The sequence below is a fragment of the Gemmiger sp. An194 genome (genome assembly GCF_002160145.1).
In the GTDB taxonomy this organism is placed as follows: domain Bacteria; phylum Bacillota; class Clostridia; order Oscillospirales; family Ruminococcaceae; genus Allofournierella.
In genome coordinates this window covers 150,886-174,948 of record NZ_NFKA01000005.1, presented here as the reverse complement: position 1 = coordinate 174,948, position 24,063 = coordinate 150,886, and the positions used below count along the sequence as shown (strand labels likewise).

General features: G+C 54.5%; 24 protein-coding genes, 2 tRNA genes and 5 pseudogenes. 21 read left to right on the top strand and 10 right to left on the bottom strand.

The genetic code is table 11. The features are described 5' to 3' along the window. Positions 1-254: 254 nt before the first annotated feature. Both B5F28_RS05080 and B5F28_RS15400 read right to left on the bottom strand, forming a co-directional pair. Positions 255-341: transfer RNA gene (locus B5F28_RS05080), tRNA-Leu, on the bottom strand. A gap of 171 nt (positions 342-512) precedes the next feature. Next, positions 513-638: pseudogene (locus tag B5F28_RS15400) on the bottom strand (ATP-binding protein); the annotation flags it as partial. 113 nt (positions 639-751) lie between these two features. Between B5F28_RS15400 and B5F28_RS05070 the strand changes: the two are divergent. From B5F28_RS05070 to B5F28_RS05040, 7 genes and pseudogenes are all read left to right on the top strand, one after another. Next, a complete protein-coding gene (locus B5F28_RS05070; RefSeq protein WP_481808386.1) occupies positions 752-1,054 on the top strand; it encodes a helix-turn-helix domain-containing protein in 303 nt (100 codons plus the stop codon). Continuing rightward, positions 1,014-1,391, top strand: coding sequence for a TnpV protein (locus B5F28_RS05065; protein ID WP_087293992.1), 378 nt, complete (start codon positions 1,014-1,016; stop codon positions 1,389-1,391). Before B5F28_RS05070 ends, B5F28_RS05065 begins: the two co-directional genes overlap by 41 nt. A 147-nt stretch (positions 1,392-1,538) precedes the next feature. Beyond that, positions 1,539-1,802 (top strand): helix-turn-helix transcriptional regulator, encoded by a 264-nt coding sequence (locus tag B5F28_RS05060; protein WP_008981865.1) that lies wholly within the window; start codon positions 1,539-1,541, stop codon positions 1,800-1,802. Further along, positions 1,777-2,234, top strand: a pseudogene (gene def, locus B5F28_RS05055) (peptide deformylase). The gene B5F28_RS05060 and the pseudogene def overlap by 26 nt, the downstream one beginning before the upstream one ends. A 43-nt stretch (positions 2,235-2,277) precedes the next feature. Then, the gene (locus B5F28_RS15270) at positions 2,278-3,462 is read left to right on the top strand and encodes an AAA family ATPase (RefSeq protein WP_206423050.1); all 1,185 of its coding nucleotides are present in this window, start codon (positions 2,278-2,280) and stop codon (positions 3,460-3,462) included. A 45-nt stretch (positions 3,463-3,507) separates the two neighbouring features. Continuing rightward, a pseudogene (locus B5F28_RS05045) lies at positions 3,508-4,033 on the top strand (GNAT family N-acetyltransferase). A gap of 35 nt (positions 4,034-4,068) precedes the next feature. Further along, complete coding sequence (locus tag B5F28_RS05040; protein ID WP_033126564.1) at positions 4,069-4,614, top strand: P-loop nucleotide/nucleoside kinase family protein; 546 nt, start codon at positions 4,069-4,071, stop codon at positions 4,612-4,614. A gap of 56 nt (positions 4,615-4,670) precedes the next feature. Here B5F28_RS05040 and B5F28_RS05035 read toward each other — a convergent pair. After that, positions 4,671-5,453: pseudogene (locus tag B5F28_RS05035) on the bottom strand (helix-turn-helix domain-containing protein). Positions 5,454-6,001: 548 nt separating this feature from the next. On the opposite strand from B5F28_RS05035, the gene B5F28_RS05025 reads away from it, so the two are divergent. Beyond that, positions 6,002-6,190, top strand: a complete 189-nt coding sequence (locus B5F28_RS05025) for a hypothetical protein (RefSeq protein WP_025544156.1) — start codon at positions 6,002-6,004, stop codon at positions 6,188-6,190. A 303-nt stretch (positions 6,191-6,493) separates the two neighbouring features. Here B5F28_RS05025 and B5F28_RS15395 read toward each other — a convergent pair whose 3' ends face one another. The 5 genes and pseudogenes from B5F28_RS15395 to vanG form a co-directional block, all read right to left on the bottom strand. Further along, positions 6,494-6,889 carry an alanine racemase C-terminal domain-containing protein gene (locus tag B5F28_RS15395; RefSeq protein ID WP_481808387.1) on the bottom strand — a complete coding sequence of 132 codons (396 nt, stop codon included), beginning with the start codon at positions 6,887-6,889 and terminating at the stop codon, positions 6,494-6,496. 105 nt (positions 6,890-6,994) lie between these two features. Next, positions 6,995-7,616, bottom strand: a pseudogene (locus tag B5F28_RS15010) (alanine racemase); the annotation flags it as partial. Continuing rightward, on the bottom strand, positions 7,558-8,082 hold the full coding sequence (locus B5F28_RS05000) for a serine O-acetyltransferase (protein WP_087293983.1): 525 nt from the start codon (positions 8,080-8,082) through the stop codon (positions 7,558-7,560). The pseudogene B5F28_RS15010 and the gene B5F28_RS05000, both read right to left, overlap by 59 nt. Before the next feature lie 6 nt (positions 8,083-8,088). Continuing rightward, positions 8,089-8,814: a D-alanyl-D-alanine carboxypeptidase family protein gene (locus tag B5F28_RS04995; RefSeq protein WP_087293981.1), complete on the bottom strand. Its 726-nt coding sequence runs from the start codon at positions 8,812-8,814 to the stop codon at positions 8,089-8,091. Continuing rightward, positions 8,811-9,848 (bottom strand): D-alanine--D-serine ligase VanG, encoded by a 1,038-nt coding sequence (gene vanG, locus B5F28_RS04990; RefSeq protein ID WP_087293979.1) that lies wholly within the window; start codon positions 9,846-9,848, stop codon positions 8,811-8,813. Before vanG ends, B5F28_RS04995 begins: the two co-directional genes overlap by 4 nt. A 258-nt stretch (positions 9,849-10,106) precedes the next feature. Here vanG and B5F28_RS04985 point away from each other — a divergent pair, with 258 nt between their 5' ends. From B5F28_RS04985 to B5F28_RS04970, 4 genes are all read left to right on the top strand, one after another. Then, positions 10,107-10,403, top strand: a complete 297-nt coding sequence (locus tag B5F28_RS04985; protein WP_087293976.1) for a hypothetical protein — start codon at positions 10,107-10,109, stop codon at positions 10,401-10,403. A gap of 152 nt (positions 10,404-10,555) precedes the next feature. Further along, positions 10,556-10,852, top strand: a complete 297-nt coding sequence (locus B5F28_RS04980) for a DUF2089 family protein (protein ID WP_087293974.1) — start codon at positions 10,556-10,558, stop codon at positions 10,850-10,852. A gap of 128 nt (positions 10,853-10,980) precedes the next feature. After that, entirely contained in the window at positions 10,981-11,283 is a 303-nt protein-coding gene (locus B5F28_RS04975; RefSeq protein WP_247643403.1) for a hypothetical protein, read from the top strand. Between the two features lie 19 nt (positions 11,284-11,302). Next, a complete protein-coding gene (locus B5F28_RS04970) occupies positions 11,303-11,581 on the top strand; it encodes a hypothetical protein (protein ID WP_087293972.1) in 279 nt (92 codons plus the stop codon). A gap of 86 nt (positions 11,582-11,667) precedes the next feature. Here the strand turns inward: B5F28_RS04970 and B5F28_RS04965 are convergent, their stop codons facing one another. Together B5F28_RS04965 and B5F28_RS04960 are read right to left on the bottom strand one after the other, a co-directional pair. Further along, positions 11,668-12,120, bottom strand: coding sequence for a substrate-binding domain-containing protein (locus tag B5F28_RS04965; RefSeq protein WP_087293970.1), 453 nt, complete (start codon positions 12,118-12,120; stop codon positions 11,668-11,670). A 114-nt stretch (positions 12,121-12,234) separates the two neighbouring features. Beyond that, positions 12,235-12,318 (bottom strand) — tRNA-Leu (locus tag B5F28_RS04960). Positions 12,319-12,550: 232 nt separating this feature from the next. On the opposite strand from B5F28_RS04960, the gene spoIVB reads away from it, so the two are divergent. From spoIVB to recJ, 9 genes are all read left to right on the top strand, one after another. Continuing rightward, positions 12,551-13,774 (top strand): SpoIVB peptidase, encoded by a 1,224-nt coding sequence (spoIVB, locus tag B5F28_RS04955; RefSeq protein WP_087293968.1) that lies wholly within the window; start codon positions 12,551-12,553, stop codon positions 13,772-13,774. A gap of 387 nt (positions 13,775-14,161) precedes the next feature. Continuing rightward, a complete protein-coding gene (locus B5F28_RS04945) occupies positions 14,162-14,365 on the top strand; it encodes a hypothetical protein (RefSeq protein ID WP_143424688.1) in 204 nt (67 codons plus the stop codon). Positions 14,366-14,678: 313 nt separating this feature from the next. After that, a complete protein-coding gene (gene spo0A / locus B5F28_RS04940; RefSeq protein WP_087293961.1) occupies positions 14,679-15,431 on the top strand; it encodes a sporulation transcription factor Spo0A in 753 nt (250 codons plus the stop codon). Between the two features lie 188 nt (positions 15,432-15,619). Next, on the top strand, positions 15,620-16,732 hold the full coding sequence (gene ispF / locus B5F28_RS15260; RefSeq protein WP_087293959.1) for a 2-C-methyl-D-erythritol 2,4-cyclodiphosphate synthase: 1,113 nt from the start codon (positions 15,620-15,622) through the stop codon (positions 16,730-16,732). A 187-nt stretch (positions 16,733-16,919) separates the two neighbouring features. After that, a complete protein-coding gene (gene cdaA, locus B5F28_RS04930) occupies positions 16,920-17,801 on the top strand; it encodes a diadenylate cyclase CdaA (protein WP_247643402.1) in 882 nt (293 codons plus the stop codon). Beyond that, complete coding sequence (locus B5F28_RS04925; protein ID WP_087293957.1) at positions 17,782-19,056, top strand: CdaR family protein; 1,275 nt, start codon at positions 17,782-17,784, stop codon at positions 19,054-19,056. The genes cdaA and B5F28_RS04925 overlap by 20 nt, the downstream gene beginning before the upstream one ends. Before the next feature lie 9 nt (positions 19,057-19,065). After that, the gene (locus B5F28_RS04920) at positions 19,066-20,658 is read left to right on the top strand and encodes an NAD(P)/FAD-dependent oxidoreductase (RefSeq protein WP_087293954.1); all 1,593 of its coding nucleotides are present in this window, start codon (positions 19,066-19,068) and stop codon (positions 20,656-20,658) included. 69 nt (positions 20,659-20,727) lie between these two features. Then, positions 20,728-22,032, top strand: a complete 1,305-nt coding sequence (locus B5F28_RS04915; RefSeq protein ID WP_143424687.1) for a hypothetical protein — start codon at positions 20,728-20,730, stop codon at positions 22,030-22,032. Then, positions 22,029-24,062, top strand: a complete 2,034-nt coding sequence (gene recJ / locus B5F28_RS04910; RefSeq protein ID WP_087293950.1) for a single-stranded-DNA-specific exonuclease RecJ — start codon at positions 22,029-22,031, stop codon at positions 24,060-24,062. Before B5F28_RS04915 ends, recJ begins: the two co-directional genes overlap by 4 nt. Position 24,063: the final 1 nt, after the last annotated feature.

Sequence of the window (24,063 nt, the reverse complement as noted above, 5' to 3'; positions counted from 1 at the left end):
AGCAATCAAACCAAGAAAGAAATGGCTGGCAGCATGGGGGGATTATTAAACAGTCTGAATGATCCACCGCCTCAAACGCCGGTAGAAGCGCCGGTAGAAAAGATTGTTTACTTCCCGACTTCCCGTGCAATATGAGGAATCAGGGTAGAAGATGGTAGAAAAGCGGTAGAAAAAAACCTTCACATCGGGGGAATTCCATAATAGGAATATATAGCAAAAACCCCGCAAAGCCTGAACTTTACGGGGTTTTTTGCTGGTGCGGATGAAGGGACTTGAACCCCCACGGTATCGCTACCACTAGAACCTGAATCTAGCGCGTCTGCCAATTCCGCCACATCCGCATATTCTCTCTCGCTTCGGCCGTTCACCTCAGCGACGTGTTTTATTATATCACGCATTCTACAAAATGCAACCCCTTTTTTCAAATTTTTGAAAAAATATTTTTCCCCCCCGTTCCGGGTCAAAACGGAGGGGGGAGCCAGCTCAACCTGCGGGATGAACGGGCAGCCCAGCCGAAAGGTACTGCCCCTGCCCAGGGTGCTTTCGGCGGTAATGGAACCACCGCTCAGCTCCACAATGCGGTGCACCAGCGCCAGTCCCAGGCCATTGCCCAGTTCATGGCTAATTAAAGGGAACAAAAAGAAAGGAAAAGCACAATCCAGACGGTATCAGCGGTAAGCTACAAGAATAAATTGTGATTTCACAAGATTGATGTTATAAGAGAAAAGTTCCTGCCGGGGCAACTGCCCCGGTGGTATGGATAGAAAGGCAGGAAAACAATATGCACATCAGCTATAAACCACTCTGGCACACGCTGTTAGAGCGTGATATGAGGAAAGAGGATTTAAGGCTTGCCGCCGGGATGACAACGAATATGATTGCCAACATGAGCAAAGAGGGAAAGCACATCAGCATGGACACATTAGCCCGTATCTGCGAAACGCTGAATTGTGAGATTACCGATGTGATTGAGTTAGTAGCAGACGAGTCTGCTTCCACAGGAGGTAAGGAACATGAGCGAATTGAAACCAAGAATAACAGAAAACGGAATTGATTATATCCTTGTCGGAGATTACTACATCCCGAACCTGAAACTGCCGGAAGAACACCGCCCTATTGGAAAGTACGGACGGATGCACCGGGAATATTTAAGAGAAGTCCACCCATCCAGATTGAACATACTGATACTGACCGGAGAATTGTGGACATATCTTGCAGACCTGAACGAACAGGCACAGGAACGGTTAGACACTATCATGGAGCAAATGAAAGCTACCGAGGGCGTGACAGAGGAATTAAAGCGTACTTCTCAAATGGAATGGGTGCAGCGTTGCAATAACATCCGTAACCGGGCAGAAGAAATTGTTCTGCATGAGATGATCTATTCATAAGGGTATGATATAGGGAAACGATATCTGAAACATGGTATCGTTTCCTGTTTTTATAAATATTTGTGTAACAGAAAATGGGTGTAAGGTTGACATTACAAGAAAAACATATATAATTATTGTAATGTTAACCTTACTTTTGGAGGAACTATGAAAAACAGAATAAAAGAATTGCGAGAACAGCGAGGGCTGACGCAAGAGCAATTAGGAGAACTGGTTGGAGCTTCAAGGCAGGCGATAAATGCCATAGAAACAGAAAAATTTGAACCATCTATCTGGCTTGCATATGATATTTCTAAAGTATTTGAGTGTGCCATTGAGGAGGTATTTTTATTTGATGTAAGTTTGAGAAAATCAAGAGCTGACAGCAGCAGACAGGAGGTAAAAAGTGGCAACAAGATTTCTTCGTTATGACAGCGACCCTATATTAAGAAAAAATGTAAAGCTGTCCTAAAAGTTGATGATAAAATCAGGCAGCTCTTAGATGATATGCTTGATACATTACATGAAACAGAAAATGGAGCTGCACTGGCAGCAAATCAGGTTGGCGTTTTGAAACGGTTGGTTGTCATTGATTTTAACGATACACGATTAAAACTTGTAAATCCGAAAATGATAAGCCAAAGCGGTGTGCAGGAATGTGTTGAGGGATGCCTTAGTTTCCCGAACCGTTTTGTAAAAACAATTCGTCCACAAAAGGTCACGATTCAGGCACTCAATGAATATGGAGAGGAAATTATAGTTGACGGAGAAGATGAAATGGCAAAATGCTTCTGCCATGAGCTGGAACATCTGGACGGTATGATTTTTTTAGATAAAGCGATTGAAGAACTTTCTGTTGTGTAGTGCAAATTGATAGATGCCGTTTCGGAAAAAGAAAAGGAGTTTTATGAGCAAAGTTATTATGATGTGCGGCGTATGTGGTTCTGGAAAGACTACTTACGCCAAGAAAAAAGAACAGGAAGGATATATCAGACTTTCCATTGATGAAGAAATGTGGAAACTTTATGGGAGAAAGGGAATTGATTATCCGGAAGAACAATATGAAAAATTGTCAGAGCAGGTGGAGGCTGCGCTTCAAAAAAAGCTGCTGTCCCTGATTCAGCAGGGAAAAGACGTTGTGATTGATTTTAGTTTCTGGAGTAAGGAAAATCGGAATTTTTATAAAGAGCTGATCCAAAAATCAGGCGCTGAAACGGAACTTGTCCATATGAAAGCCAGTAAGGAGCTTTTGCAAAAAAGACTATATAAAAGAAATCAGGTCTTAGATGCCAATTCGCCGTTTGTGATAACAGATGAAATATTGGAACATCATTATCACGCATTTCAGGAGCCATGCGGCGAAGGAGAAAAAGTAATTTTGCAGAAAGAGGATATTATACAGTATTCAAAAGAAGAAAGTAAAGCAATCTGGAATCAGAACGCTGAATTTTGGGATTGTTCAATGGGGGATGAATCAAATGATTTTCACAGAGAAGTTGTCCGTCCAAAAGTAACAGAGCTTCTAAATCCTGATCCAACAGATTATATTTTAGATATTGCCTGTGGGAATGGAAATTATTCTGCATATCTTGCAGAAAAAGCTGTCTCTGTTTTGGCTTTTGATTATAGTGAAAAAATGGTGGAACTGGCAAAAAAGCGTCAAAAACGGTATGCTGATCACATTGAGTTTTGTGTAGCAGACGCTACGAATGAAACAAGTCTGATGGCATTAAAAAGAAATAAGCCATTTACAAAAGCAGTCTCAAACATGGCGGTCATGGATATTACAGATATTAAGCCGCTTTTTACCTCTGTTTATAAATTGCTTGAGGATAACGGAGTATTTGTATTTGCGACACAGCACCCCTGTTTTGTAACGCTTACAGAAAAATATATGACGCCGCACAGCTATTACGATATTGCGATTGAAGGACAGCCACAAAAACAATGTTATTATCATCGTTCTTTACAGGATATTTTTAATCTGTGTTTTGATGCTGGTTTTGTCATAGACGGATTTTACGAAGAATGCTATTTTAATAAAGAAATCCCGGATATTATCATTGTCAGAGCCATAAAAATTGAGAGGTAGATAGTAGATTTGCTATTTCCTGTAATTGTAAAAAAACTTAAAACTATGGAGATATCTATTTTGATTATAAGACAAGAAAGACCAGAAGATTATGATACGGTATATCATGTTGTAAAAGAAGCATTTGAAAATGCTGAATATACAGATGGAAATGAACAGAACTTAGTTGCTGCGTTAAGAAAAAGCAAATCGTTTATTCCGGAACTTTCTCTTGTTGCTGTCGAGGATGAAAAAAATTGTAGGACATATTCTTTTTACAAAAGCAGTTGTTCAAGGGGGTGAGGTTCTTGCGCTTGCCCCTCTTTCTGTATTACCCGATTATCAGAACAGGGGAATCGGATTATCTTTGATGAAAGAAGGACACAGTATAGCACATAAATTGGGATATGAATATTCAGTTGTTTTGGGACATTCCAAATACTATCCAAAGGCAGGATATATTCCGGCAAGTGAGTGTGGAATAAAAGCGCCATTTGAAGTTGACGATGAAAGTTTTATGGCACTTAATCTTAACGGAAGTCAAAACAAATTAAATGGAGTTATTGAGTACGACAAGGCTTTTGGGATATGATGTAAAAAATTAGAAGTTGGGAAGGTAAAACATAGATGAATCAAGGTAGAATTATTGTAATCACAGGTTCGCCGGGAACAGGGAAAACTACAACGGCATCTGCTGTTGCAAAAGAATCAGATTTAGAAAAGTCTGTGCATATGCACACAGATGACTTTTACCATTATTTGAGTAAAGGGGCAATACCACCACATTTGCCAGAATCAAATGAGCAAAATTTGGTTGTCATTGAAGCATTTTTAGAAGCTGCGAAGCGATATGTTCGTGGTGGATATGATGTAATTGTGGATGGCATTGTAGGACCGTGGTTTTTAGAGCCGTGGCTCAACATTGTTCAAGAGCATTATGAAGTACACTATATCGTTTTAAGGGCAAGTAAAGAAGAAACTATGAAGCGAGCTATCGAACGCTCAAAGTTAGATAGAGAAACAAATGTTGAATTAGTTGAAACAATGTGGAAACAATTTTCCAATTTAGGAATCTATGAATTAAATGTTATAGATACAACTGCGCACTCAATCAAAGATACTGTTTCAGCAGTAAAAGAAAAAATCGTAAGCGGTACGGCTTTACTATTTTAGACAATTCCAGTTTGCCGTTCTGATTTTCAACTGAATAACCACAGCACAAACCGCTGCTACATGGGAGCCAACAAACCATGCAACAGCGGTTTTCCCTTACCTTTTTTCCTCTGGCTGATAGGCGTTCCCATTTTCTTTGATTTTTTGAGAATCCGAATCAGCCAGCGAAATTCTTCGTCTGACAGATTTTTATAGTTGATGCCGAGCTGCTTGCAGTAAAGGACAACGAGCTTTTCATCCCGGCTGCCCTTGAAATTTTCGACCGCTTCCAGATTTTCTTTCAGTTCATCGGCAACAGTGGTCTGGGGCGCACTCTCACTGTCCTTTTTGTGGGCTTCCCGAATATCCCGGATAATCCGGTTGAGGTCATCCAGAACCATGTGGCTGAAATACTCATCATCGCTGATATGGGCAGCTTGCAGCACCTTCAAATGTGGGTCATCTTCGCCGGGGCGATACCGTTCAATGATTTCATGCCGGACAGTATCGACAAGTGCATTGAGGTTTTGAATCTGCATGGTGGCAATCCCGTCTACATAAATCTCAATATCTGCAAGAAACTTGATAAAATCTTTATGTGTGGCAAGCTCACAGAGCAGACGGTTGTTAATCCGACCGCTTTTCAGAAGTGCGACCATCTCATCATTCAAATGCAGTTCCGTCAATGGCGTGTTGATCTGCTCCTTGTTCTCTGTCCGTCACAGCAGATAATCAACGGAAACTCCATAGAAGTCTGCCAGCGTGATAAGGTTGCCATGATTGATTTCCTTATAATCCTCTTTTTCATAACTTCCAAGAGCTGATTTGGAAATACCCGTCAACTCTGATAATTCTTCCAGATTTAAGCCTTTGTCCTTGCGGAGTTCCTAAAGGCGTTCCTGTATGCTTGTCGCTCCTTTCATGGGCACACGCTCCTTTCCAACGGTTTCATTGCTGCCGCTTAACTGGATTATATCACACTTTCCGCAATCGTGGAAATTTCTGATTTTTACCCTTAATTCCTACTTTGTGGACATACGGCACAGGGTACAAAAATGTTCTATGATACAGGTAGTTCATCGATGGATTATTCCAATCGAATGACCAGCCTGTGTGGGATATGCTTCCCCGGCGATGTAGTGCCATGACTTTTGGCAGGGATGTGGAGGAATCCTGACCAAAACGAGCGTACCAAAGGGAGCGATACGCCGCTGTGAGATTCAGGGGAGGAACGACACCAGGGAGAACTGGCGAACTGACACCGAAATGATACCGAAACACGACAATCTGATAGGGGGATAGTCTGCCCTATCGGGCTGATACTTCGGGAGATTTTAAGCGGCTCTATGGCTGTATTTTTGCCGAAAATCGCCCCGAAACCATACACGAAAACGGGAGGAAACACAATATGCCGAGAATGAGCAAAAAGAGGAAACATGAGCTTTCCTTTTACCTCAATGACCGGGGGCGTGTCACTTACAACGAATTATGCCGGAAATGCCAGCATGGGTGCAAGCAGAGCTTCCGGGCGGTTGTGGTTGACTGCCCCCGTTATTTATCCAAACGAGCCAAGAAAAAGGAGGAACACACCGAATGAATTTTGAATTTATGACGATAGACACACCATTGCCGCCCTGTATGCCATTTCCCAGAGCATTGACAGGATTTCCAGTCAGCAGCACCGCAAAAGTTACGCATCACCCGTTACGACGGTGAGCTGTGCCTGGTGGAGGTGGATGGCGAGACCGTATCGCTGGTAAGCCGCTCCGAAGCCATGGATCTGGTGGAAGCGGTGCAGGCCATCGTTCTGGGCCAGAACTCCTGATAAACCGAAATCCAACACCAAACAGCAAAAAGCCAAGCTCCAGCTGGAGCTTGGCTTTTTTGCGGAAGGGCGTGTTTACTCTGTTGTAATGATGGGCAAGCGGGCGCCCAGCCGGGAAAGAATCTCGTTGGTGATCGTGCCGCACTGCCTGGCTATATCTTCCGCACAGATTTGCTGCTGTCCGTCTGTGCCAATCGGCGTTGCGGCATCGCCGGGCGTTACACCGGGCAGGCCGGTCACATCCACCAGCAGCTGGTCCATGCACATACGCCCCACCATGGGGCAGCGCATTCCATGCAGCAATACCTCTCCGCCCTGCTGCGGCAGGCTGCGGGGCAGGCCATCCGCGTAGCCGATTGCCACCACCGCAAGTTGGCGTGGTTGGTCTGCCCGGAATGCCAGTCCGTATCCGGCGCCCTCGCCGGGAGCCAGAGTGCGCACACAGGTGACCCGGGCGCGCAGCGAAAGCACAGGCTTTAGGTCCAGCGTTCGCGCTGTGGGGGAATCGTCACTGCAAACCCCGTAGAGAGCGATTCCTGCCCGGGCCAGGGAACAGGGCTGAGGCGGTAGATTCCAGATGCCGTAGCTGGCCTGGATGTGGGTTTTGCCGGGTGCAAGGTGGTGCTCCTTGAGCCATTGAATCGCTTCGTAGAATCGGTCCAGTTGAAGACGGGTGAAGGTGGTATTCTCCGGGGAAAGACTGTCCGACACACAGGTGGGAAAACACCCCTTCCACGTGCAGGCCGGGCAGCTCGTAAAGGCGGCACAGGGCATTGTGGTCCTCCGCTGGAATGCCCAGACGGTGCATGCCGGTATCCAGTGCCAGATGGACGGAGAGCGGCAGCCGGCAGGCGGCCAGCGCCTGCCCGTGGGCTGCATCTGCCACCGTCTGGGTGAGCTTCCACCGGTGCAGCTGGGAGGCCAGTTCCGGCGGGGTATAACCCAAAATCAGAATCGTTCCCTGAATGCCGGAGCGCCGCAGGGTGATCCCTTCCTACAGACAGGCCACTGCAAAGTCCTTTATGCCCATCGCCTCCAGCCGCCGGGCCACCAGAAGAGCGCCGTGCCCGTAGGCATCGGCTTTTACCACCGCCATCAGACGGCAGCCGGGTGCCAGAGCGGATTGAATTGTGTGGGCGTTATGGGCCAGAGCACTCAGATTTGTTTCCCGCCAGGCCCGGCTTGTCGTTCTCGTCATCTGTAGTTCCTCGTTCCAGAATGCGGGGCGGCTGTGTCACTGCGGTACAGCCATCGGGAAGATCCTGCCGGATCACCGCTCCCACTCCGATTTTTACGTGATTTCCAATACGAATGTTCCCAACCAGCACAGCCCCTGCGCCGATCAGGCAGCCGTCCCCGATGACGGGGGCCCGGCCGTTCACCTCCCCGATGGTTACGTTCTGGTAGATGCGGCACCCCGTACCGATCACGGCAAACCGGGAGATGTAAACGCCATGGAGGCCATGGGGCAGTACCGGCTCGCCTGCGATTGCTGCGCCGGGGCCCACATAGCCGCCATGGCGACGGGCGGAGCGGTTGAGCAAAAAGGTCCAGAAATCCCGGGTCAGCTTGTGCCCGGCATGGTTTTGCAGGCGGTACAGCAGCCAGAAACCGGCCATCTGGTCCCCTTTGGAGCAGGCGGTGAAAAATTCCCGAAACCACATGACGCCTCACCTCCAGTCCGTGACGATATACCCGCCGCAGTTGTCCGGCGAGATCTGGCAGCGGCCCTCCGATGCGGCGTCCCAGTCCTCCTGGACAAGCTCGCTGCAGGAGCGGATTCGATAGGTGCGAGCCCCTGCCGGAACAAAAAGCGGCTGTTTGGAATGTTTTTGCCGCAGCAGCTCCACATACTCCTCCAAAACCAGACACTGATCCGTCATAAATCGGGCATGAGGAGTGCCCACATACCGAAAATGCCAGGGCTCGTGAGCGATGCCGGTGATGGATTTCTTCCTGGCTGGATATCGCAGAACGAAGCCATAGCAGGCGGCCAGCTTCCGGAATGCGCCGCACACGCCGGAATGGGGAAAGTTTGGCCGTATGAAATCGATCGTTTCCGCGGCAAGCCCCAAATCAATGGCCAGGCCGGTCTGGTGCTCGCTGCATTCGGGACGGGCCACGTACTGGCGGGTGAAGGCCTCGCTCTCCTTGCGCATGGTGTCGTCCCAAATGGCCTGCTGCTGGTCCAGACTGCGCCAGCCGGAGACGGGAACAATGGCGTTTTCTCCCTTTACTGCCCGGATGCAGGCACGAAGCTGCCCGGCGGCCTGCCGCTCCAGCTGTACCTCTGGCCAACGGGGGTCCGCACAAACCAGGTCCGGTGTTTCGGAGATGGGAAGGGGGTGGCTGGCGTTCACCAGCAGCAGCGGACCGGTTTGGGGATGGCGGCTCATGCGGTCACCTCGGTTTCAATGATGCGGCTGATCAGCGCGGTGAAATCCAGCCCGGCGGCGCGCATCATGTTGGGGTACCGGCTGTGGGCGGTAAAGCCGGGGATGGTGTTTACCTCGTTGAAGATGATTTCTCCCTCCGGTGTGAGGAACAGATCCACACGGGCAAAGCCCTTGCAGTCCAAAGCCCGGTAGATGGTTTGGGCCGCCTGTTGGATTTCTGCGGCTTTTTCGGCGGAAATCCGGGCAGGACAGTGAATGGCAGAGGTTTTCAGGGTGTATTTCTCTTCAAAATCAAAAAAGCCCTGCGAGAGCTCGATCTCATCCACCGCGCCAACGGTGAGCGATTCGGTGCCCAGCACGGCGCAGCCCACTTCAAAACCGGGAATGGCCTCTTCCAGCAGAAGCTCCCGGTCGTTGGCAAACGCGCACGCTGCCGCTTCGGCCAGCTCCTCCGGCGCACGAACCATGTTGACGCCGAAGGATGACCCGGCGCGAACCGGCTTCACAAAAAGGGGATAGCCCAGTGATTGCGCGGCCCGCTGCAGCTCGTCTGCTTTTACGCCGCGGGAGAACATTGCGCTGCGGGGAACTTTTACCCCTGCCAACGCCGCAAGCTTGTGGGAACGGTCCTTGTCCATACAAAGTGCGGAGGAAAGTGCCCCGCAGCCAATCACAGGCACTCCGGCCAGCTCCAGCAGTCCCTGAAGGGTGCCGTCCTCGCCGTTTTTGCCATGGAGCACCGGGAAGGCAGCGTCAAAACAAAGCGTATCCCCGCTGCCATCCAGCAGAAGAAGGGTTCTGCTTTCCCGGTCCAGGCACAACGTGCAGGGAATACAGGGGCCATCCTGCCAACGGCCGTCGGGAATGGCATCCAGATCGCCGGTATAATGCAGCCACCGCCCCTCCCGGGTGATGCCCACCGGAACAGGAGAATAACGGGACCGGTTCATATGAGTCAGAACGGCATGGGCAGACTGAAGGGATACACTGTGTTCGCTGGAACAGCCGCCAAAGAAAACTACAATTCGTTTCATTCCAAAACCTCCCAAAAGAAAGACTTGTTCGGATGAAAAAAGCATAGCAGAATCAGGCGCGCCGGTTGTTTGCTTTCCCTTTCGGAAATCCTGCGATTTTCTGCAAAATTTCTTGCAATTTTCTTATGGGGGCCGGTGCAGCAGCCCCGGGTGCTTTCTTGACAGCAGAGCAGGATAGGAATAAGATGTTGGCATACCGAACGATAAAGGATACAATGGTTTTCGCGTGGCTTTGAGCGGACAGGAAGGGAATCTGGCATGAAGCAGAGAAAGGCAGACACACCGGCAAAGAAAGAGCGGGATAAGCAGATCGATACCCGCTCCAGAAGTTCGGCACTGAATTTTGTGATCGCGGCCACTCAGGTGCTTACCGTGCTGTGCCTTGTGAAGGGGAATCCGGCATGGAAGGGCAGCCTGTCGCTGCTGTTTTTTGGCGCGGCAGTCCAGCTGCTTTATAAGTACGATCAGTACGGCGAAAAGCCCTATGCCTGGGTTGGCACCGGCACAGGACTCATCGGAGCCGCATTGCTGGTCTGGTTTGCGGTGACCGGGTAAGAAAACTGCAAATGCTTTGAAAGCAGAAAAAAGGCAGGGAAGCGGTTTGCTTCCCTGCTTTTTTGTGATTCAAAGTGAAATTTTACTATTGACTTTAATTTTATTTATGATATATTGAATATAGTTAAAGCTAAAGCGAAAGGAGAACTGAAATGAAGATTGACGAGATTCCGCAGTGGATTCTTGCGCTGGAGCCGGAAGACGCCGCTTTCATGAAAAACTTTGTTTTAAAATCCGGGTCGCTGAAGGAGATCGCCCAGCTGTATGAGGTGTCCTATCCCACAGTCCGGCTGCGCCTGGATAAATTGATCCAGAAAATCGAACTGGGGGACAAAAAAGAGGAGGAGCCATTTGCCACATTCATCAAGGGCCTGGCGGTGGATTCCCGGATCGATCTGGAAGCGGCAAAGCTTATCATCGATAAATACAAGCAGGAAAAGGGGGAATGATACGCACCGCATTGAAATTTTGGAGTTCGTGCAACCAGCTTCTTTGCGCTTTTTGAAAGGTGAAGTGCAAACCTGCCGAAGAGAAACGCAATCGGGCAAAAGATATGCGAGGAAAGGAAGAGATTCAAATGATGGATGTGTCGGTTTTGGAGCTTGCTGCCGGTTTTGCCATTGCTCTGGTGTTGATGGTGGCCGAGTATCTTTTGTGTACAAAGCTGAAAAATCCCCTGTGGGGCGGCATTATTCCGTGTCTGATTCTTGCGGGGACCATCTGGGTTTTTTCCAGCGGCGCGGTTCCGCTGGAAATGCGGTATCTGTTTCAGTTCATTGTTCTGAACACCTTGTTTTTTGGCGACTGGGGAACCGGACGGGACAAATACCAAAAGCTGCAGCAGAAGGAAATGGAACAAATGCGAGTGAAGGATCTATAAAGGAAGGAGAAGAACAGCTATGAGACTTGCGATAACACTTGTGGTTGCCCTTGCAGTGCTTGTGTTCCACTATTGGGCCAGCCGCCGCCCGACAAGGTATTGGTATGTGGGCGGCATCATCCCGCTGGCGTGGCTCGTCCTTTTGGCAGCTGCGTTCTCCCATGGTATGGTCAATTGGCCACAGGACTGGAAAATCATTGTGTCTCCCACGCTGATTTTCTTCTTCATGTGGGCCGAAGGGCATGAAGCTGCCAGAAAAAAAGAACTTGCAAAGATGAAAGCTCAGGATATGGAATAACGAACACGGAAGAACAACAGTTCAAAAAACCGCTGCGAAGAATTTCTGCTCTTTGCGGCGGTTTTTCTACAGCAAGTGCGGCCCGGTCAGAAAACAAACGGCAGTTCATTTTCTGCTGCGGGCACAGCTTCATAATCGCAGTTGCTCCAGCTGGCTTCGATGTCTGCGGAGGTAAAAAAGTCATGTTTGGAGCCGGTTGTGCTGATCCGGCCGGATTTGACGGCGATGGAGGAGTACACGATTTCATAAACTGTTCCGTCAAAAAGCCGGAATCGAAAACTGGTGATCGAGCCGCCCGCAACCGGCTCGGTTTCTTTGTCTGTTACCGAAAGACCATCGAAGGTGTCCACCAGATCGGAAATGTCCTCCGGTCGTGTGACGGTTTTCTTCTCTGCGTCGGCGGGTACAACGTAGTGAAATATTTCTACGCGTTCCACATCGGAAGCAGTGAAAGGAAGGGCAATGTGTTCGGTTCTGGTACACCCGGTCAAAAGGATGCTCAATAGAACGGTCAACACAAAAGCAATGGTTCTCTTCATGGCACTTCACCTCGTTTGAATGTGTGGAGGCTTGCTGTTTGCTTCCATTATATCATTTTGTGGGCAAAAGCACCAAATAAACAGAAAAAAGCCCAGCCAATCGGCTGGGCTTTTTGGTGCGGATAACAGGACTTGAACCTGCACGTCTTGGACACTGGACCCTAAAACCAGCGCGTCTGCCAATTCCGCCATATCCGCACAAGAAAAAATCCTCTATTTTCACCCGGGGAGGACACCCGAGGCGGGGCAAAACGCCTGATCCGCATGCATTCCGTGTATAAAATACGGGGAATGTGCTTTTACTATATCAGACCCGGCTGGTTTTGTCAATCAAAAGCCCGGAGGCTGCCCTACGTTTTACCTGCTTACATGAAATGGCCCCAAACGGTACATACTGAACCATAAGACCATTTTCAAAGGAGCGTTTGGTATGATTCACTGGGTCCGGCGCGGTCTTGCTGCCCTTGCGGCGGTCGGCGCGTTGTTCGTGTGCGGCTGGGGATATCTGTATTGCCAGCTGCCCGATACCTTTCTGGTGGAGCAGGGGCAGACATTGCGCATTGCACAGCTGCCCTGGCTGCAGCCCATGCAGCAAGGCGGTGCCGCCCAGGCAGGCGCAGTGCCTGTGGGCAGCAGCTACAATGTAACCTTGAGCATACTGGGCCGCATTCCGGTGAAGACCGTGCGCGCGGTGGCAGTGGACCAGCGGGCTGTAACCGTGTGCGGTACACCCTTCGGAATCAAAATGTTTGCCGAAGGTGCAACGATCGTAGGATTTACCGACATTCCGGCCCCGGGTGGCGGCGCAAACCCGGCAAAAAGCGCCGGACTGAAAATCGGCGATCGTATTTTGTCCATTGATGGAGCGGACACCCACGACAATCAGGATGTGGCCGATGCTCTGCAGGAAGCCGCAGGCCGTCCGGTGGAGGTGATTTACCAGCGCGGAGGTGAGCAGCATACCGCCACCCTGGAACCGGTGCGGGATGAGGAAAGCGGCTCCTGGCGGGCAGGCATGTGGGTGCGGGATTCCTCCGCAGGCATCGGCACCCTTACCTTTGTGGACAATTCCATCGGCATATACGGTGGCCTTGGACACCCGATCAGCGATGCGGATACCGGTCAGAGTATTGCCCTGCGCAGCGGCGAGATTGCCCCGGTGACTATCACCGGCTATGAAAAAGGAGAGGCTGGGGTGCCTGGCGAGCTGAAGGGGCGTTTTACCAGTCAGATCGCCATGGGAGACATTCTGGTCAATGGGGCCACCGGGGTTTATGGGAACATTCGGGTGCTGTGCAGCGGGCAGGATATGATCGTAGCACAGGTGCAGGAGGTGCGATGCGGTCCGGCCCGCATCCTTACCACACTGGAGGGCACTACCCCACAGTGGTACGATGTGGAGATCGAGCGGGTTTCCCTTGGGCAGGAGGACCCCAACCGGAATATGGTCATCCGGGTGACGGACCCGCAGCTGCTGAGTGCCACCGGAGGTATCGTGCAGGGGATGAGCGGCAGTCCCATCGAGCAGGACGGCAAGCTGGTGGGGGCGGTGACTCATGTGCTGGTGAACGACCCTACCCGCGGCTACGGCATCTTCGCCCAGACCATGCTGGAAACGGCGGACGGCTCACTCTCGATAAAATCTGGCGAGTAAAATTGGCAGCCGGGCAGGCTGCCTTACATAATTGTAAAAACAGGGCTGACAACAGCAGATAGGGATAGTATTATAATAATAGTAAGAGAAAACTCCGATCGGAATTGAAAAAGGAGTGAGCAGTATGAAGAAAAGTACGCTGGTTTTACTGACGCTGGTTCCAGTCGCGGTCGGACTTGTTGTGAATTTTACCTTGCGCCTGCCTGTGATCGGTTCGCTCCTCTTTTTTTGCTGCCTCTGGCCACAACGGTGTTCTGGTTTTATCTCGGAGGACGGTATGCCCGCATCGGATGGAATGTGCTGCGCTCGCTTCTTATAGGGAATGCAACGGGGTTTCTGTCGCTGGTGGTATATGTGTGGCAGCGTGTTCTTTTGCCGGAGGAAAATGTGAATCTGTTCCTGGTGGCGGCGTCGCAGATGTTTTCTGCGGCTACGCCCACTTATCTTTTCGGAAGACTGGCAATGTTGTTTGAATCCCAGCCTAATTTTATTGGCGAGGCAACCGCACTGGCACTGCAGGTGATTGCAGTTCTTTACATGATCGTGGTCTTTGGGCTCGGCTATGCCTGGGAGAGGAGAAAGCAGGTCTGAAAAAACAGCAGCCACAGCGGAATGCCCGATATTACATATAAAAATAGCAGCAACGCAGCCAGGTGCCAATGTGTACAGGGCTGCGTTTTAGTTTTCCTGGGGGACATGATTTGCCGGACAAAGGGGAAACCCAGCAGTTTTGTGCACAAGGAGCCGAAAAAAGGAGAAAAGAATCAGGAAAATATTTCCAATAATATGGTAAAAACTGGAATTAACTATTGCAATAGCTGGAAATATATGGTAAAATTTCCATTGTTAAAACAACACAGCGAAACCACCCGCAAAACGGATGTAAAAACAGGAGGAAGCAACAATGGAAACCATGAAGTTTTTGATGACCGATCTGGGCGAAGCGGCCACTGCCGCCTGCGTTGCCGCGCTGGAAGGCCGCGGTATGGAGGTTGTTGTGTGCCCGAAGGACGGTACGCAGGTACTGGAGAAAATGCTGGAATACCGGCCTCGCGCAGTGCTGCTGGAGGTGTTCATGCCCGGGCTGGACGCACTGGCAGTAAAGCAGCGCTACGAGGCCCAGGGAGGCAGCGCCGTATTCTTTGCCACCGGTCCCTTCCAGAACGAGGCGGCGGAACAGGAACTGCTGGAAAGCGGGTTTGCCTTTTATTATGTACGCCCCTTCGACGAGCAGATTCTGGCAGGCCGGGCGATGAAGGCTCTGGGCAAGGCACCGGTGCACCGGCAGATCGGCACCGGCAATGATGAGGTACGGGTCAGCGAGATCCTGCACCAAATCGGAGTGCCTGCTCACATCAAGGGCTACCAGTTTTTGCGGGATGCCATCCTTCTGACCATGGAGGACCAGGATTACATCAACGCGGTGACCAAGCGGCTGTATCCGGAAATTGCCAAGCAGAACGGAACCACCGCCAGCCGGGTGGAGCGGGCCATCCGCCACGCCATCGAGGTGGCCTGGGACCGGGGTGATGTGGATACGCTGAACAGCTACTTCGGTTATACCATCCATAACCTGCGGGGCAAGCCCACCAATTCGGAGTTTGTGGCCATGATCAGCGACCGGATGCGGCTGGACAAAAAGCAGCGCCAGGCCTGAGAAGGGAAAAAGGCGGGGGAGAGAACGGGCCGTTTCGGCATATGGTGCCGAGGCGGCCTGTTTTTTGTGCGCGGGTGGTGTGCACCTGGTGGATTTTTAGAGCAGGATACGATATAATGTATCTGTTATAAAGAATGAAAGCGGAACGCTTTGCAGGACGGGCGATTCCGCGCCAGGAGGCACCAAGCATGAATAAAACAGTTACCGCTGTGATTGTGGCCGCCGGTTCTTCCCGCCGGATGGGCTTTGATAAACTTTCCTGCCGAATTTCCGGAGGCACCGTGCTGGAAATGAGTCTGCGGGCCTTCGACCGGCACCCGCTGGTGAAGGACATCGTGCTGGTGACCGGCGAGAACGATGGCCCCGCCCGTGCGGCGGCAGCTGCCTGTGAAAAGCCAGTGACCCTGGTGCGCGGCGGAGCCACCCGGGCGATCAGCGTGCGCAACGGCGTGAGCGCGGCCAGCGGTGAGCTGGTGGCCATCCATGACGCGGCCCGCCCCTTTGTGAGCGAGGCAGTGATCACGCAGGCGTTGGAGGCAGCGGCAAGCATCGGTGCGGCGGCCCCGGCGGTGCCGATGAAGGACACCATCAAGCAGGCAGAGGACGGCCGGGTGAAGGGGACTCCTCCCCGCGAGACTCTGTTCGCAGTGCAGACGCCCCAGTGCTTTGACCGGGCGCTGTATCTGGAGCTGCTGGCCCACGCGGCGGACGATTCCATTACCGACGACTGCCAGCTGTTCGAGCAGGCAGGCCGGACGGTGGTGCTGACCGCGGGCGACTACGCAAACTATAAGATCACCACACCTGAGGACCTGAAAGGAGAGACAAGCATGCGCATTGGTCACGGATACGACGTACATAAGTTGGTGGAGGGCCGCCGGCTGATTCTGGGCGGGGTGGATATCCCCTACGAGAAGGGCCTGCTGGGTCATTCCGATGCGGACGTGCTGGCTCACGCAGTGATGGATGCGGTGCTGGGTGCTGCTGCGCTGGGCGACATCGGCAAGCATTTTCCGGATACCGACCCCGCCTACAAGGGAGCGGACAGCCTGGAGCTGGCCCGGCATGTGGCCCGCCTGATGGCGGAACAGGGCTGGAAAATCGAAAACATCGACTCCACCATCCTGTGCCAGGCGCCCAAGTTGGCACCCCACATTCCCACCATGCGCCGGAATCTGGCCGAAGCCTTCAGCATTTCCGAAGAGCAGGTGAGTGTGAAAGCTACCACCGAGGAAAAACTGGGCTTTACCGGCGCGGGTGAGGGCATCGCGGTACACGCAGTGGCGCTGATCACCCGCTGACCGGCAGACCCAAAAAAAGGTTTTCAAGCCTGCGGGCGTGTGATATACTAACAATGGTAACATGCGCAGATATGGTGTGTGATCCGGCAGAGCTGACCGGGGCACGCCATATAGAAATCACATGGAGTTTTGAAACACTGCGCCGCCGGACCAACGGGCCGGATCGACGCAAACAGGAGGTTTTTTTGTGGCGAATGGGTTTGAAATCAGCCAGTTTGTGGGCAATTTGATGTCCATCTGGCTGCAGCCGCAGAATATTCTGGATATTGCCATCGTCGCCTTCGTGATCTACGAGCTGCTGGCAGTGATCCGCAAGACCCGGGCCGCACAGCTGGCCAAGGGCGCGGTTGTTGTGGTTGCGGTCTATGCGCTGGCGTATATCCTGGGGCTGCGCACCGTGATGTGGGTCATGAACAGCGTGCTGCAGGTTGGTATCCTGGCGCTGGTGGTATTGTTCCAGCCGGAGCTTCGCCGGGCGCTGGAGCAGATGGGCCGCACGGACAAATGGGCGTCCAAGCTGCTGCGCAGCCGCCGAATGGACCCGGGCCTGCGTGCCCAGTGGCAGAACGCCTGCCTGGCCATCTGCGACGCCGCGGAGCAGTTGTCCGACACCAACACCGGCGCGCTGATCGTGCTGGAGCGCAACACCAATCTGTCCGAGATCATCCGCACCGGCACCCCGCTGAACGGCGATGTGAACCGGGAAATGCTGGGCACCATTTTTTACGAAGGTACCCCGCTGCACGACGGTGCCGTAGTGGTGCGGGACGGTATGCTGAAGGCGGCCGGCTGTGTGCTCCCTCTTTCGGATAATCTGGAGATCGGCAAGGATATGGGTACCCGTCACCGGGCGGCGCTGGGCATGAGCGAAAACTCCGACGCGGTGGTGGTGGTGGTCAGTGAAGAGACCGGCATCATCTCGCTGGCAAAGAACGGCGTGCTGATCCGTCGGCTGGACCGTCAGAATCTGTTCAATCTGCTGCAGGAGGAGCTGGTTCCTCCCGAACAGCAGGACACTCCTAAAAAATCTTCTTTCTGGAGAAAAAAGAATGAAAAAGGACAAAGATAAATCTCTGCTGGACGACCGGCGTTTTTCCATTCCGCTGTCCATCCTGCTGGCGGTGGCAATGTGGATGGTAGTTACCATGGTGATCAACCCCAACTCCACCTTCACCATTTACAATGTGCCGGTGGATTTTAATTACAACTCCACAAGCTATACCAGCAAAGGGCTGGATATCGTGAATAATCCCCAAAAGAATGTTTCTCTGAAGCTGGAGGGCAACGGGTATGACCTGAGCGGCCTGAAGGCGGAAGACTTTGTGGTTTATCCGGATTATTCTTCGGTGAACGGCCCCGGCGAGGTAACGCTTCCCCTGCGTGTGCTGGTGCGGGACAGCGCCAGCCAGGTAAAGGCCACCGTGAATAAGGATGAGCGGGTCACCGTGGTGTTCGATTCCGTGGAGGAAAAGACCTTTACCGTACAGGTGCAGGCCAGCGATCTGACCATCGCGGACGGCTACATCCTGCAGGGCACCGTGGCTTCCCCCAGCTCGGTGACCGTGAGCGGCCCGGCCAGTGAGGTGGACAGCATCGACCGGATCGTGGCCCGGGTGGAGTCCAGCTCTGACCTGGAGAACATGTCGGAAAGCAAGATCAAGACGGTTGCACTGGAGGCGCAGGATGCTCAGGGTCAGCCTCTGAGCCTGCAGTACACCACCATGGATACCAAGGTGGTGGATGTGACCATCAATATTTATCAGACCAAGGAACTGCCCCTGGCGGTGAACTTCATCAACGTGCCGGAGGGCTTTGACCTGAATAGTCTGAACTACACCCTGTCCCAGGAGACCATGGTGGTGAGCGGCCGCCCCGAGACGCTGGAAAGCCTGACCGAACTGGCGGTAAGCGACTTTGATCTGTCCACCTTCGAGCTGGATAAGTCCTACAGCCTCACCGTGAACCTGCCCAAGGGTGTGGAAAGCAAGAACAATGTGAAGACCATTACCCTGAGCTTCGACACCACCGGCCTTGCAAGCCGGACCCTGAATGTGGCGAATATCCGCGCTGTCAATCTGCCGGATGGCTACAACGTGACGGTGAACGACACCAAGGTTGCGAACGTGACCCTGATCGGCCCCGAGGAAGAGCTGGAGAAGCTGTCTCCCAGCAGCGTGGTGGCCACGGTGGATATGAGCCAGAGCCAGGTGGTCGCAGGCACGGAGAACCTTTCGGCCTCCATATCGGTACCCTCTTCCAGCACCATTTTCGCAGTGGGCAGCTATTCGGTAGAGTGTTCCATCACAGTAAATTCCGGGAGCTGATCAGAAAATATGCTGTTGATTCGAGGGCTTCGGGTGGGGCTGAATGTACCCCAGCCCGAGCAGCAGGCCAAAGCCATGGCCTTGAAAACCCTGCGCCTGCCTGAAAGCCAGGTGGCCAGCGCGGGGGTGGCAAAACTTTCGGTGGATGCCCGGCACGGCAAGCCCGTGCTGGTGTATACCATCGCCATCACCTTGAGAAACGAGGGTGCGGAACCGGCCTTGGCCGGGGCCGCGCCCTGCGTTGCTATATCCAAGCAGGTGGAATTCCGGCCTGAAATCGCAAAAACACCGCTGGGCGGGCGCCCTGTGGTGTGCGGCCTCGGTCCGGCAGGTTTGTTTGCCGCGCTGGCTCTGGCCCGGGCGGGGTACCGGCCCATCGTGCTGGAGCGTGGCCCGGCTCTGGAGGAGCGGGTCAAGGCGGTGGAGCACTTCTCCGCCACCGGTCAGCTGGACCCCAACGCCAACATCCAGTTTGGTGAAGGCGGCGCGGGCACCTTTTCCGACGGTAAGCTGACCACCCGCATCAACGACGAGCTGTGCGGTTTTGTGACCCAGACGCTGCTGCGCCACGGTGCACCGGCCGAGATCGCCTACCGGCAGAAGCCCCATGTGGGCACTGATCTGCTGCGGGGCGTGATCCAGTCCATCCGGGGCGAGATCCAGCAGCTGGGCGGCGAGGTGCGCTTCAACACCCGCCTCACCGGCTTGATTCGGGAAAATGGCAAGCTTTGCGGTGTGCAGACTACCGGCGGAGATATCGCCACTCCGGCGCTGATTCTGGCGGTGGGTCACTCGGCGCGGGATACCTTCGAGATGCTGCAAAATGAGGGCCTGCCCCTGGTATGCAAGCCTTTCTCGGTGGGCTTCCGGGCGGAGCATCTGCAGACCGAGATCGAAAAAAGTCTTTATCACCAGGCGGCGGGCCATCCGGCTCTGCCCCGGGGGGAATACCAGCTCAGCCAGCATGTGGGCGAGCGCTGTGTCTATACCTTCTGCATGTGTCCCGGCGGTCAGGTGGTCGCCTCGGCCAGCGAAGAGGGCGGTGCGCTCACCAACGGCATGAGCTACCACGCCCGGGCGGGCAAAAACGCCAACGCAGCGGTGGTGGTCAGCGTGGACGGCAGGGATTTTGACCAGGACCCGGCCAAGGCCATCGCCTTCCAGCGCCAGCTGGAGCGGGCGGCCTATGTAGCGGGCGGCGGCGGTTATGCAGCTCCCGCGGAAACTGTACAAAGCTTTCTGCAGGGTAAGGGGCGGCTGGACCTGAGTCGGGTAGAGCCTACCTATGACCGAGGGGTTCGTGCCTGTGATCTGGGCAGTCTGCTGCCCGAGGAGCTGGCCGGAACGCTGCGTACCGGCCTTTCTGCCTTCGGGCGCAAGCTGCGGGGTTATACCGCGGCAGATGCGGTGCTCACCGGCCTGGAAACACGTACCTCCAGTCCGGTGCGACTGGAGCGCGGGGAGGATCTGCAGTGCACCGCGCTGCCGGGACTGTATCCCTGCGGCGAGGGCGCGGGCTACGCGGGCGGTATCGTGAGTGCCGCTGTGGATGGGCTGCGCTGTGCCCGGGCATTGATGGCCTTTGGCGGCCCACAGGAATGACATAAGCTTTGCATTTTGAGCATAGCTCAAAAAGCAGAACAGTAAAACGGAATGGATGGGGAAGAGAAGATGGCAGACAAACGACCGTATGAATACGATGCCTGGGGCCGACAGGGCCAGCAGCGCCGCAGCCAGACCGGCAGCGGCCGCACCCCCGGCAGCCAGGACCCCTACTTGGACGAGGTATGCCGCAGCATGAACGAGCTGGGCGTTGCCGTGGCCGCCGAGGTGGGCCGAGGCCTGAAGGAGGGCTGGGAGCAGGTGCAGAAAAGCCTGAACGAGGCCCAGGCCGCAGGCAAGCAGGGCCAGCAGCCTCCGCAGCCCGTGCGCCCCTCCGCCACCAGTACGCCCCGTTACAACGCACCCCGCACACAGGCTGCGGCAAGCCGAGTGGTTGCACGCATGGACCGGACAGCGGACCGGCTGGGTGAAACGCTGGCCAACGGTCTTTGCATGATGGGCGGAACCATTGCAGTGGGCTGCGCGGTGGTGCTGGGTTTGTTCAGCATACTGATCTTTGTGGCCGGATTTATGTATGGCATTCCTGAAGTTTTTGCAACAGATGTCGTGCTCAGTTTCATCTCACTGGGACTCTGCGTTGCTGTTTCCCTGGGCGCCCGCTGGCTGTTTGTGCAGCCGGGACGCCGTTTCCGCCGCAAGCGTTACCTGATGGGTATGGGCCAGCAGACCAATGTGCCGCTGACCCGGCTCAGTGAAGTGGTGCAGCGCCCGGTTTCCTTCGTAAAGAAGGATTTGACCCTTATGATTCGCAAGGGCTGGCTGCCCAACGCCTATCTGGATGAGGAAGAAGAACGATTTTTCCTGAACGCAGCGGAATACCGGGAGCTGCAGCGCCAACAGGAAGAGGAGCGCCGCGCCCAGGAGACCCGCCGTCAGCAGGAGGAGGCAGACCCGGCAGGGGCCGAGCTGCGGGCGACTCTGGATCAGGGAGCCCAGTTTCTGAAGGTGCTGGGTGAGCATGCAGCCGCCGCGGCGGACGAACCGGACCTTCAGCAGGAGCTGGTGCGCATGCAGACCCAGGCCGGTGAAATTCTGGATTGGGTGGAGGACCACCCGAACAGCGCCGGAAAGGTGCGCCGTCTGGTGCGGTATTACATGCCCACCACCCTGAAGCTGCTGAAAACCTACGACGATGTGAAGGACCAGAAGGGCGACGTGGCAGGGAACATCAAGCTGGAGATCACCGGCATCCTGCATACGGTGAACCGTGCCTTCGAGAACCTGCGCGACGATCTGCTCAGCGACGCCGCGCTGGATGTATCCACCGAGATCAGCGCCATGCAGGCCATGCTGGCCCAGGACGGTCTTTCGGCGGACGATACTTTCTATTCAAAGGAGCAAAGCAATCAATGACCTATCGAGCCTGGCAAGTCAAGCAGCCCGATGAGCAGGCCGCCGCACGGCTGGCGAACGCCATCGGCGCGCCGCTGCTTCTGGCGCGTATCCTGGTGGTCCGGGGCATGAGCAGCCCCGAGCAGGCCATGGAATTTCTGGAGCAGGATGCTCCCTTGTCCGACCCGTTTCTGATGCGGGATATGGACAAAGCAGTCCAGCGGATCTTACAGGCGGTGGACGAAGAGCAGCCCATCGTGATCTTTGGCGATTACGATGTGGACGGCGTGACTGCCACCGCCCTTTTATATTCTCATTTGCGTGGGATGGGCGCCAATGTGCGCTGCAAGCTGCCCAGCCGCGAGGAGGATGGCTACGGCCTGACCAACGCCATCGTGGAGCAGCTGGCCGAAAAGGGCTATAAGCTCATCATCACGGTGGATAACGGCATCACCGCCGTCCAGGAGGCCCGGCGCGCCAAGGAGCTGGGCGTGGACCTGGTGATCACCGACCACCACCTGCCCGGCGAAACTCTGCCGGAGGCAGTGGCGGTGGTGGACCCTGCGCGGGCGGACGACACAAGCCCCTGCAAGACCCTTTCCGGCGCGGGTGTGGCCTTCAAGCTGTGTGCCGCGCTGGACGGCTGCGAGCCGGAGCTGCTGCTGGATTTCTGCGGGGATCTGGCGGCCATCGGTACCGTGGCGGATGTGATGGTGCTGCAGGGGGAAAACCGAACCATTGTAAAGCACGGCCTGTATGCACTGCAGAACAGCGAGCGGCCCGGCCTTCTGGCGCTGCTGGAGGCCTGTGGTCTGGGCGACAAGCCCGTGACCAGCGAGAGCATCAGCTTTGCCATCGCGCCCCGGCTGAACGCCGCCGGGCGGATGGATTCCGCGGTGAGCGCGCTGCAGCTGCTGCTGTGTGAGGACGAGGCAAGAGCCCAGCAGCTCACCGACCAGCTGGTGGCCAGCAACATCGCCCGGCAGGAGGCCGAGCAGCGCATCATGGCCGAAGCCGAAGCTCAGCTGGCGGCAGACCCCGCCCGCCAGAACGACCGGGTGATTCTGGTCTGGGGCGAGGACTACCATCCCGGCGTGATCGGCATCGTGGCCAGCCGTCTGGTGGAGCACTACGGCAAGCCGGTGATCGTGATCAGCGTGCAGGAGGGTGAGGGCAAGGGCTCCGGCCGAAGTGTGCCCGGCTTCAACCTGCATAAGGCCATCAGCGCCTGCGGCGATTTGCTGCTGCGCTTTGGCGGCCATGCGCTGGCGGCGGGTCTCTCGGTGAAGGAGGAAAATATCCCGGCGCTGCGCAAGGCGCTGAACGAGTTTGCCGCCCGGGAATACCCGGTGCTGGAAAGCCCGCCGCTGGAGCTGGATGTGACCGTCCGGCTGGACACGCTGACCGTGCAGGAGGTGGAGGGCCTGGACTACCTGGCCCCCTGCGGCAACGGAAATCCCGCGCCCCTGTTCCTTCTGGAAAATGCACTGATCGAGGGCGTTTATCCGGTGAGCGACGGGCGTCACTGCCGGCTGCGGCTGCGCCAGGGTGGAGGATGTCTGTACGCTGCCTATTTTGGCGTGAGTGTGGCCCAGCTGCCCTACCAGACCGGCGACCGGGTGGATGCAGCCATCACTTTGTCCATCTATCAAGGAAAGAACGGGCCCCAGCTGTCCGGCCGTATCCGGGAGCTGCGCCCCGCGGGCCTGCCTGCCCAGACTGCCCGGCAGGCGGCGCTTTTTGACGCCTTTTTACACGGCAGCAAACTGCCTGACCGGCAGCGGCAGGAGCTGCTGCCCCAGCGCGCCCTGATCGTGACACTCTACCGCATGATCCAGAAGGGCGAGGTGTGGGCGCAGGATCTGCAGCCGGTTTTTGCGAAACTCGGCCCGGAGAATACCGGGCGGATTCTGGCGGGTTTGACCGCCCTGACCCAGTTGGGTCTCGTGGAGATCTGCGAGACCGGCGGGGCTAAAAAGTATGCGCCGGTACCGGTGGCCCAGAAACAGGACCTGTTCTCGGCCCCGATACTCAAGGCACTGGAGGCATGAT

Excerpts from the sequence above, each read along its gene's own strand:
- B5F28_RS04995 (WP_087293981.1), bottom strand. The coding sequence starts at position 8,814 with ATGAGCCGCCATCCCCAAACCGGTCCGCTGCTGCTGGTGAACGCCAGC.
- B5F28_RS04970 (WP_087293972.1), top strand. The coding sequence starts at position 11,303 with ATGAGACTTGCGATAACACTTGTGGTTGCCCTTGCAGTGCTTGTGTTC.
- B5F28_RS04965 (WP_087293970.1), bottom strand. The coding sequence starts at position 12,120 with ATGAAGAGAACCATTGCTTTTGTGTTGACCGTTCTATTGAGCATCCTT.
- B5F28_RS04915 (WP_143424687.1), top strand. The coding sequence starts at position 20,728 with ATGGCAGACAAACGACCGTATGAATACGATGCCTGGGGCCGACAGGGC.
- spo0A (WP_087293961.1), top strand. The coding sequence starts at position 14,679 with ATGGAAACCATGAAGTTTTTGATGACCGATCTGGGCGAAGCGGCCACT.
- B5F28_RS04985 (WP_087293976.1), top strand. The coding sequence starts at position 10,107 with ATGAAGCAGAGAAAGGCAGACACACCGGCAAAGAAAGAGCGGGATAAG.
- B5F28_RS05000 (WP_087293983.1), bottom strand. The coding sequence starts at position 8,082 with ATGTGGTTTCGGGAATTTTTCACCGCCTGCTCCAAAGGGGACCAGATG.
- B5F28_RS05060 (WP_008981865.1), top strand. The coding sequence starts at position 1,539 with ATGAAAAACAGAATAAAAGAATTGCGAGAACAGCGAGGGCTGACGCAA.
- vanG (WP_087293979.1), bottom strand. The coding sequence starts at position 9,848 with ATGAAACGAATTGTAGTTTTCTTTGGCGGCTGTTCCAGCGAACACAGT.
- B5F28_RS04925 (WP_087293957.1), top strand. The coding sequence starts at position 17,782 with ATGAAAAAGGACAAAGATAAATCTCTGCTGGACGACCGGCGTTTTTCC.
- B5F28_RS04980 (WP_087293974.1), top strand. The coding sequence starts at position 10,556 with ATGAAGATTGACGAGATTCCGCAGTGGATTCTTGCGCTGGAGCCGGAA.
- B5F28_RS05025 (WP_025544156.1), top strand. The coding sequence starts at position 6,002 with ATGCCGAGAATGAGCAAAAAGAGGAAACATGAGCTTTCCTTTTACCTC.
- B5F28_RS15270 (WP_206423050.1), top strand. The coding sequence starts at position 2,278 with ATGAGCAAAGTTATTATGATGTGCGGCGTATGTGGTTCTGGAAAGACT.
- B5F28_RS05065 (WP_087293992.1), top strand. The coding sequence starts at position 1,014 with ATGAGCGAATTGAAACCAAGAATAACAGAAAACGGAATTGATTATATC.
- B5F28_RS04920 (WP_087293954.1), top strand. The coding sequence starts at position 19,066 with ATGCTGTTGATTCGAGGGCTTCGGGTGGGGCTGAATGTACCCCAGCCC.
- B5F28_RS04975 (WP_247643403.1), top strand. The coding sequence starts at position 10,981 with ATGATGGATGTGTCGGTTTTGGAGCTTGCTGCCGGTTTTGCCATTGCT.
- B5F28_RS05040 (WP_033126564.1), top strand. The coding sequence starts at position 4,069 with ATGAATCAAGGTAGAATTATTGTAATCACAGGTTCGCCGGGAACAGGG.
- ispF (WP_087293959.1), top strand. The coding sequence starts at position 15,620 with ATGAATAAAACAGTTACCGCTGTGATTGTGGCCGCCGGTTCTTCCCGC.
- recJ (WP_087293950.1), top strand. The coding sequence starts at position 22,029 with ATGACCTATCGAGCCTGGCAAGTCAAGCAGCCCGATGAGCAGGCCGCC.
- spoIVB (WP_087293968.1), top strand. The coding sequence starts at position 12,551 with ATGATTCACTGGGTCCGGCGCGGTCTTGCTGCCCTTGCGGCGGTCGGC.